General features: G+C 62.8%; 7 protein-coding genes and 2 pseudogenes. 7 read left to right on the top strand and 2 right to left on the bottom strand.

The window, feature by feature from the left end; all coding sequences use genetic code 11:
- The 7 genes and pseudogenes from B2V21_RS16940 to B2V21_RS16910 all read left to right on the top strand — a co-directional run.
- A pseudogene (locus B2V21_RS16940) lies at positions 1-338 on the top strand (nitrite reductase (NAD(P)H)); the annotation flags it as partial.
- The gene (gene nirD / locus B2V21_RS16935) at positions 338-700 is read left to right on the top strand and encodes a nitrite reductase small subunit NirD (protein ID WP_286917467.1); all 363 of its coding nucleotides are present in this window, start codon (positions 338-340) and stop codon (positions 698-700) included. The pseudogene B2V21_RS16940 and the gene nirD, both read left to right, overlap by 1 nt.
- A gap of 157 nt (positions 701-857) precedes the next feature.
- Positions 858-1,793, top strand: a complete 936-nt coding sequence (gene pcaQ / locus B2V21_RS16930) for a pca operon transcription factor PcaQ (RefSeq protein ID WP_049861055.1) — start codon at positions 858-860, stop codon at positions 1,791-1,793.
- 158 nt (positions 1,794-1,951) lie between these two features.
- Positions 1,952-2,713 carry an FKBP-type peptidyl-prolyl cis-trans isomerase gene (locus B2V21_RS16925; protein WP_049861054.1) on the top strand — a complete coding sequence of 254 codons (762 nt, stop codon included), beginning with the start codon at positions 1,952-1,954 and terminating at the stop codon, positions 2,711-2,713.
- A gap of 285 nt (positions 2,714-2,998) precedes the next feature.
- On the top strand, positions 2,999-3,445 hold the full coding sequence (locus tag B2V21_RS16920) for a YkvA family protein (protein ID WP_049861053.1): 447 nt from the start codon (positions 2,999-3,001) through the stop codon (positions 3,443-3,445).
- 115 nt (positions 3,446-3,560) lie between these two features.
- Positions 3,561-3,914 carry a helix-turn-helix domain-containing protein gene (locus tag B2V21_RS16915; protein WP_282347306.1) on the top strand — a complete coding sequence of 118 codons (354 nt, stop codon included), beginning with the start codon at positions 3,561-3,563 and terminating at the stop codon, positions 3,912-3,914.
- Positions 3,911-4,282, top strand: coding sequence for a hypothetical protein (locus B2V21_RS16910; RefSeq protein WP_049861051.1), 372 nt, complete (start codon positions 3,911-3,913; stop codon positions 4,280-4,282). The genes B2V21_RS16915 and B2V21_RS16910 overlap by 4 nt, the downstream gene beginning before the upstream one ends.
- A gap of 8 nt (positions 4,283-4,290) precedes the next feature.
- Here B2V21_RS16910 and B2V21_RS16905 read toward each other — a convergent pair.
- Both B2V21_RS16905 and B2V21_RS16900 read right to left on the bottom strand, forming a co-directional pair.
- A pseudogene (locus B2V21_RS16905) lies at positions 4,291-5,472 on the bottom strand (EAL domain-containing protein); the annotation flags it as partial.
- A 170-nt stretch (positions 5,473-5,642) separates the two neighbouring features.
- Positions 5,643-6,185, bottom strand: a 543-nt coding sequence (locus tag B2V21_RS16900) for a carboxy terminal-processing peptidase (RefSeq protein ID WP_286917466.1), incomplete at its 5' end; no start/stop codon positions are given.

Genomic DNA, 6,185 nt, shown 5'->3' with positions numbered 1-6,185 from the left:
TGATGTTCTACATCCGCACCGCCGACAAGCTGCAGCGCACCTCGGTGTGGCGCGAGAACCTGGAAGGCGGCCTGGAATTCCTCAAGCAGGTGGTCCTGGAAGACAGCCTGGGCGTGGGCGCCGAACTCGAAGCGCAGATGCAGCGGGTGGTCGATCACTATGAATGCGAATGGGCCAACGCCCTGAAGGATCCGGAAAAGCTCAAGCGCTTCCGCACCTTCGTCAATGACAAACGCGCGGACCCCGGCGTGCAGTTCGTCAAGGAACGCGGCCAGCGCCGCCCCGCCCATGCGGGCGATGTCGTGACGTTGATCCCGGTGGTCGAGGAGGTGGTGTGATGCAGGCAATCGAAGCTGTGCAGGCGATGGCTTGGCAAGTAGTGTGCGAGCGGTCGGACCTGATCGCCAATTCCGGTGTGGTGGTGTGGCTGGACGGTGACCAGATCGCATTGTTCTACCTGCCCGAAGCAGGCGAGGGCAGGGTGCTGCACGCCATCGACAACCACGACCCGCGCTCGGGCGCCAACGTACTGGGCCGTGGAATCGTCGGGTACCTGCAGGGGGAGTTGGTGGTGGCGGCGCCGCTGTACAAGCAGCATTACTGCTTCAGCGACGGGCGCTGCCTGGAGGCGCCGGATCAGCATGTCAGGGTCTGGCCGGTGCGCTTGAATGGGAATCAGGTGGAGATTGGCAGGTTGTAGGTAGGTCTTGCTGGCCTCTTCGCGGGCAGAGAGCTCGCCGCCCGCCCCGTTCCCACACAATCGGAAGCGTCAGTTGAACTTGTGGGAGCGGGCTCTGCCCGCGAAGAGGCCCTCACTACCAAAGCAAACCCCATGGCCCAATGCTACGATTGGCGCCATGAACCTCGACAGCCGCATCAAATTCCGCCACCTGCTGTGCTTTCTCGAAATTGCCCGTCAGGGCAGCTTCGCCAAGGCCGCCGACACCTTGTCCATCAGCCAGCCGGCGATTTCCAAGACCCTCAAGGAACTCGAAGACCTGCTGCAGACCCGCTTGTTCGAGCGCGACAAGAGCGGGGTCGAGCTGACGGCCGCAGGCGTGCGCTTCATGCGCTACGCCGGCCCCTGCGTGCAGGCCCTGCGCGACGGCGTCAGCAGCCTGCGCGGCGAGCCGCACGAAGCGCCCCAGGTGCGCATCGGTGTGCTGTCCACCGTCGAAAGCCAATTGTTGCCGGAAGTGCTCTGCCGCCTGCACGCGCGCCACGCCGCGCTGGTCGTCAGCGTCGCGACCGGGCCGGGGGCCTACCTGCTGGCGCAACTGCACGTGGGCGAACTGGACCTGGTGATCGGCCGCATGACCGACAGCCCGCAGATTCAGGGCCTGTCGTTCGAGCACCTGTACAGCGAGTCGATGACCCTGGTGGTACGTCCGGGCCATCCGCTGCTCGAAGTGCGCCCGTTGGACGCCGAACAGGTCGGCGCCTGCCCGTGGGTACTGCCGCTGGCTGGGACGACCATCCGCAAGCACGCCGACAGCTTGTTCGTGCAATGCGCGATCACCCCGTCTGCGCAACGTCTGGAAACGCTTTCGCCGACCCTCAGTCGACGCTACGTCGCCAGCAGCGATGCCATCTGGGTCGCGCCACGCGATGCGGTGCAACGCGACATCGCCACCGGCCAGTTGTACGAACTGGATCTAGGCGTGCACGAGCCGGGCGGCTCGGTGGGCATCTGCCGCAACGCCGCGCTGCAGCTGTCGATGCCGGCGCAATGGCTGTGTGAGGTGGTGCGTGAAGTGGCTGCGCAGTATGAGCAGTCCTCCACCTTCCCATGACACATCTTTCATAGAGCCGCTGCCGAGCCACTTTCCTTTTGCTGGCCTGAACTTATCGGCTTTTTGCCTCTCTCATGCCGGTAGCCATTGGTCGTGGCCGCCTGATAAGCTCGCGGCCTCACTCGATTGCCCTTATGGCGCATGAACAAGGAAATAGCATGAAACAGCATCGGTTGGCGGCGGCAGTTGCCTTGGTCACCCTGGTCCTCGCAGGTTGCGATTCCCAGACCAGCGTCGAGCTCAAAACCCCGGCGCAAAAAGCTTCCTACGGTATCGGCCTGAACATGGGCAAGAGCCTGGCTCAGGAAGGTATGGACGATCTCGACTCCAAGGCCGTAGCCCTGGGTATCGAAGACGCCGTCGGCAAGAAAGAGCAGAAGATCAAGGACGATGAGCTGGTCGCAGCTTTCGCCGATCTGCAGAAACGCGCTGAAGAACGCATGACCAAGATGAACGCCGAGGCCCAGACCGCCGGCAAGAAGTTCCTCGAGGAAAACGGCAAGAAAGACGGCGTGGTCACCACCGCTTCGGGCCTGCAGTATCAGGTCATCAAGAAGGCCGACGGCGCTCAGCCCAAGCCGACCGACGTGGTCACCGTCCATTACGAAGGCAAGCTGATCGACGGCAAGGTCTTCGACAGCTCCATCGAGCGCGGCGCCCCGATCGATCTGCCGGTCAGCGGCGTGATTCCAGGCTGGGTCGAAGGCCTGCAACTGATGCACGTCGGCGAGAAGGTCAAGCTGTTCATCCCGGCCGATCTGGCCTACGGTGCCCAGAGCCCGAGCCCGACCATTCCGGCCAACTCGGTGCTGGTGTTCGACCTCGAGCTGATCGCCATCAAGGACGCTGCCAAGGCTGCTGCCGACGCTGCTGCCGAAACCGACGATGCCGAAGTCGAAGAAGCTGCACCCGCCAAGTAAGCGCTATTACTGCGAAGCGTCACGGCTTGATGAAACGCCCCGTCTCGACGGGGCGTTTTCGTTTGAACCGGGCCTTGGCCAATGGGTCTGAGATGAAGCTGCACTAGCCGTTTTCGGAACACTGCGTCAAGAATTTTCGTGGCTTTTTTGTGTGAGTAAAAAACGCCCGATTTGACCTCAGCCCTTGAAAACCGGGCGGGTCAGGCGCGAAAAGCGGCTCTGTTCACAAGGTTATCCACAAATACTGTGGATAACCTGAAACCACCATTCGGCACCGGAGGGCTCATGAAGGCACCTTGGAATTTCACCCGTTTTCTGCCCATTGCCGAACGCATCCTGAGTCGGGGCCGCCTGCCGGCCTTGATCTTCGCCGTGGCGCGCAAGGGCAAGGGCTATCGGCTGGGCGCCCTGAAGGAAGACGTGCAACTGCTCCAGGCCCTGTGCCTGGCCTACTGGCGGGGCGAGTACCGCAACATCAGCCCGAAGGCGTTGCTGTCCATCGTCGCTGGCCTGGTCTACTTCGTCAGCCCCATCGATGCCATTCCCGACTGGCTGTTGGGCGTCGGCATGCTGGACGACATCGCGGTCCTGGCCTGGGTAATGAAAACCCTGTCCGGTGAACTGGACACCTTCCGTGCCTGGCGCGAGCGGCAGTCTCCGGAGAAGCTGCGGGTCGTCGAACGCCTGCCGGCTTCGGAGCAGGAGCTTGAGCTGGAAAAATCCCACCGCTGATACACCTGCCGACTTCGGTGCGCAGTTAACGCCCCGAAGTCGGCGATCCCCTGTTAACATCCCCGCATTACGCTTGCATCATCCGATGTAGGCAGCCATCGTGCGGGAGGATGCAATGGGGGTTCAGGTGATAAGCCGTGACGGTCAGCCGGAATACGCGGTGGTGCCATGGGCCGAGTATCAACGGCTTCTGGCTGCCGCCGCAGGCAGCTCGGTCGAGCAGTCTTCAGACACCGAAGCGTCCAGCGAACCGGCTGCTCCGGCCGCTCACGTCCCACCTCCCAGCTTCCAGCGCCTGCGCGAATTGCGCGAGACCCAGGGCGTGCCTCTGGACAGTCTGGCCCGCGCGGTCGGCATCAGTCCTTCCTACCTGTCGATGATCGAAACCGGCGAGCGTGAGCCCGATGCTGCCATCCGCCGCAGCCTTGCCTGGGAATTGGGGGTGCCGGGCTGGAGCAGCGAGTCGTGAGCGTGCGCATCAGCCGGCAACAATGGGAGGGCTTGCTGAGCGAGCTCGACGTTGCACGGCACCAGCGCCACTTGCTCACCTACCGCGCGCTGCTCGAACGTCTGGCATTGCCCACGCCTGCCATGCAGACCCTGACGGCGGCGCTGGAATACCTGGCCATGCTCGATGCCCGCGCCGACCAACCGTTGCGCAGCTCGCTGGTGATCAGCCAAGGCGCCAGCCGGCTGCCGCGTCCCGGCTTTTTCGAGTGCGTTGAAAAGCTCGGGCGCTTCTCCGGTCCATCAGATGGCGTGGCGGCTGCCGCCTGGCACGCCTCGGAAGTGGTGCGCGTGTTCGAGTATGCGTACCCGTCCAGCACGGCGGTCTAGGCCGGCCCGGTGATCAGTCTGAGTACGTCGATCAGTCGGCCCAAGCCCAGGTATCGCCCACCTTGAACGATCACGAAGTCCTCTTCGATCCGTTGCCGTGCACGCCCGGTCAGTAGGCGACTGACCTGTTGCAGGGACTGCTTGATGTCGACCGCGAGGAATTCACTGCTCATCAACCAGCTGATCGGCTTGCGCGCGAACGGGTCGGCGGCAAAGGGCTTGAGCAGCGCATCCGACAGTGCGTACCGATGGACGACGCCACAGGGGAGGCCCTCGTCGTCGACCACGGCCAGGGTGTTCAGGTCGGCCTGCAAGCGGAAGGCTTCCAGCACTTGCCGGGTCGAGGTATCGCGCTGCACCGCGGCTTGTTCGATGATCAACGCGGCCAGGTCGCCGCCGTCTCCGCCCAGGGGAGGGTGGCTGTCTTCCAGATCAGGAATCAGCGCCCGGGCATCCCGTGGCGGCAGCTCCTGAGGACGGCAGAGCAGATAGCCCTGGACCAGGTCGACGCCCATCTCGATGAGCACCAGCAGTTCTTCCTCCAGCTCGATGCCCTCGGCGATCACCTGGGCTTTGGAGGCCTTGGCGATCTGCAGGATGGAGCCGACGAACTCACGCTTGAGGGCGTCCTGGTGAATGCCATCGATGAAGTGACGGTCGATCTTCACGTAGTCCGGGCGCAATTCCGACCACAGGCGCAGACTCGAATAGCCTGCTCCCAAGTCGTCCAGGGCAATGGAAAACCCCATGGCACGGTAATGATGCAGGGCGTTGAACAGCAGTTGGAAATCGTCGGTAGGGGTCTGTTCGGTGAGTTCGATGACCACCTGGTTTGGGCTGATGCCGTAGCGTTGCAACAACTGCAAGGTGCGGCCGTTTTCGTGCAGCGGTTCGAGCAGCGACTCAGGCGACACGTTGAGAAACAGTTTGCCGTCCAGGCGCTGTTCGCTGAAGCGGCGGCAGGCGGTTTCGCGGCACATCATCTCCAGCTCGTTGAGCCGCCCGGCCTGGCGGGCGACGGCGAACAGATTGATCGGCGAGTGCAGCGGGCTGTTCGACGGCCCTCGACTCAATGCCTCGAAGCCCAGGATCTGTCGCTGGGACAGTGACACGATGGGCTGGAACAAGCTGTGCACACCGCCTTGGGCCAGAATGGTGTCCAGGGCGCTGAGCTGTTCAATGACGGTCATCGGTACGCTACCTTGCTGAAGGTCGTTCTGACCGATGCGTGAAACAGGTTGAAAGCACCGGGCCAGACGCAAAAAAAGACCCGCTGCTCACGCAGCGGGTCCCTATTTCACGACAGCTTCATTTCGGTTTGATGACGCAGGTGTCACGTTGCAGTCATTACTTCCGTGGATCAGTGCTTGGCCACCGACGTATTGAGTTTCAGGTAGTCGAGCAGGATGCGCCCGGTCTCGGCCAGGTAAGCGTCGTCTTCCGGTTTGGTCTTGTCCGGATCGGCGCCCAGTGCGTCTTCGTCTTCCTTCTTCAGCTCTTTGAGCGGCTCTTCGCCCTTGGCCTTGCGACGGGTGTTTTCCAACGCCAGTTGCTTGGCTTCGATGTCGCTGTGCTGGGCACGACGATCGGCCTCGTTCAGGCTCACGGTCTTCTCTTTCATCAACTGCTCGGCCAGGGCCAGGCGATCGCGGATGTAGATGAATTCCGGATCCTTGACGGTGCGCGCGTCATGATCGGCGGTCAGCTTGGCCAGGTACGGCTTGAACGGATCGCTGGCCGGCTTGATGGCCGGGCGGATGGTGTCCCACGGCATCGCTTCGGGCAGGGCGCTCTCGCCGATCTCCTTGGTGTCGATGATCGACGGGTAGGCGATGTCCGGCAGCACGCCCTGATGCTGGGTGCTCTGTCCGGAAACCCGGTAGAACTTGGCCAGGGTCAGCTT

Origin of the sequence: Pseudomonas sp. UBA6276 (genome assembly GCF_002438365.1) — a bacterium.
In the GTDB taxonomy this organism is placed as follows: domain Bacteria; phylum Pseudomonadota; class Gammaproteobacteria; order Pseudomonadales; family Pseudomonadaceae; genus Aquipseudomonas; species Aquipseudomonas coleopterorum.
The sequence above is the reverse complement of the archived record's forward strand: the minus strand, read 5'-3'. Positions and strand labels throughout refer to the sequence as shown.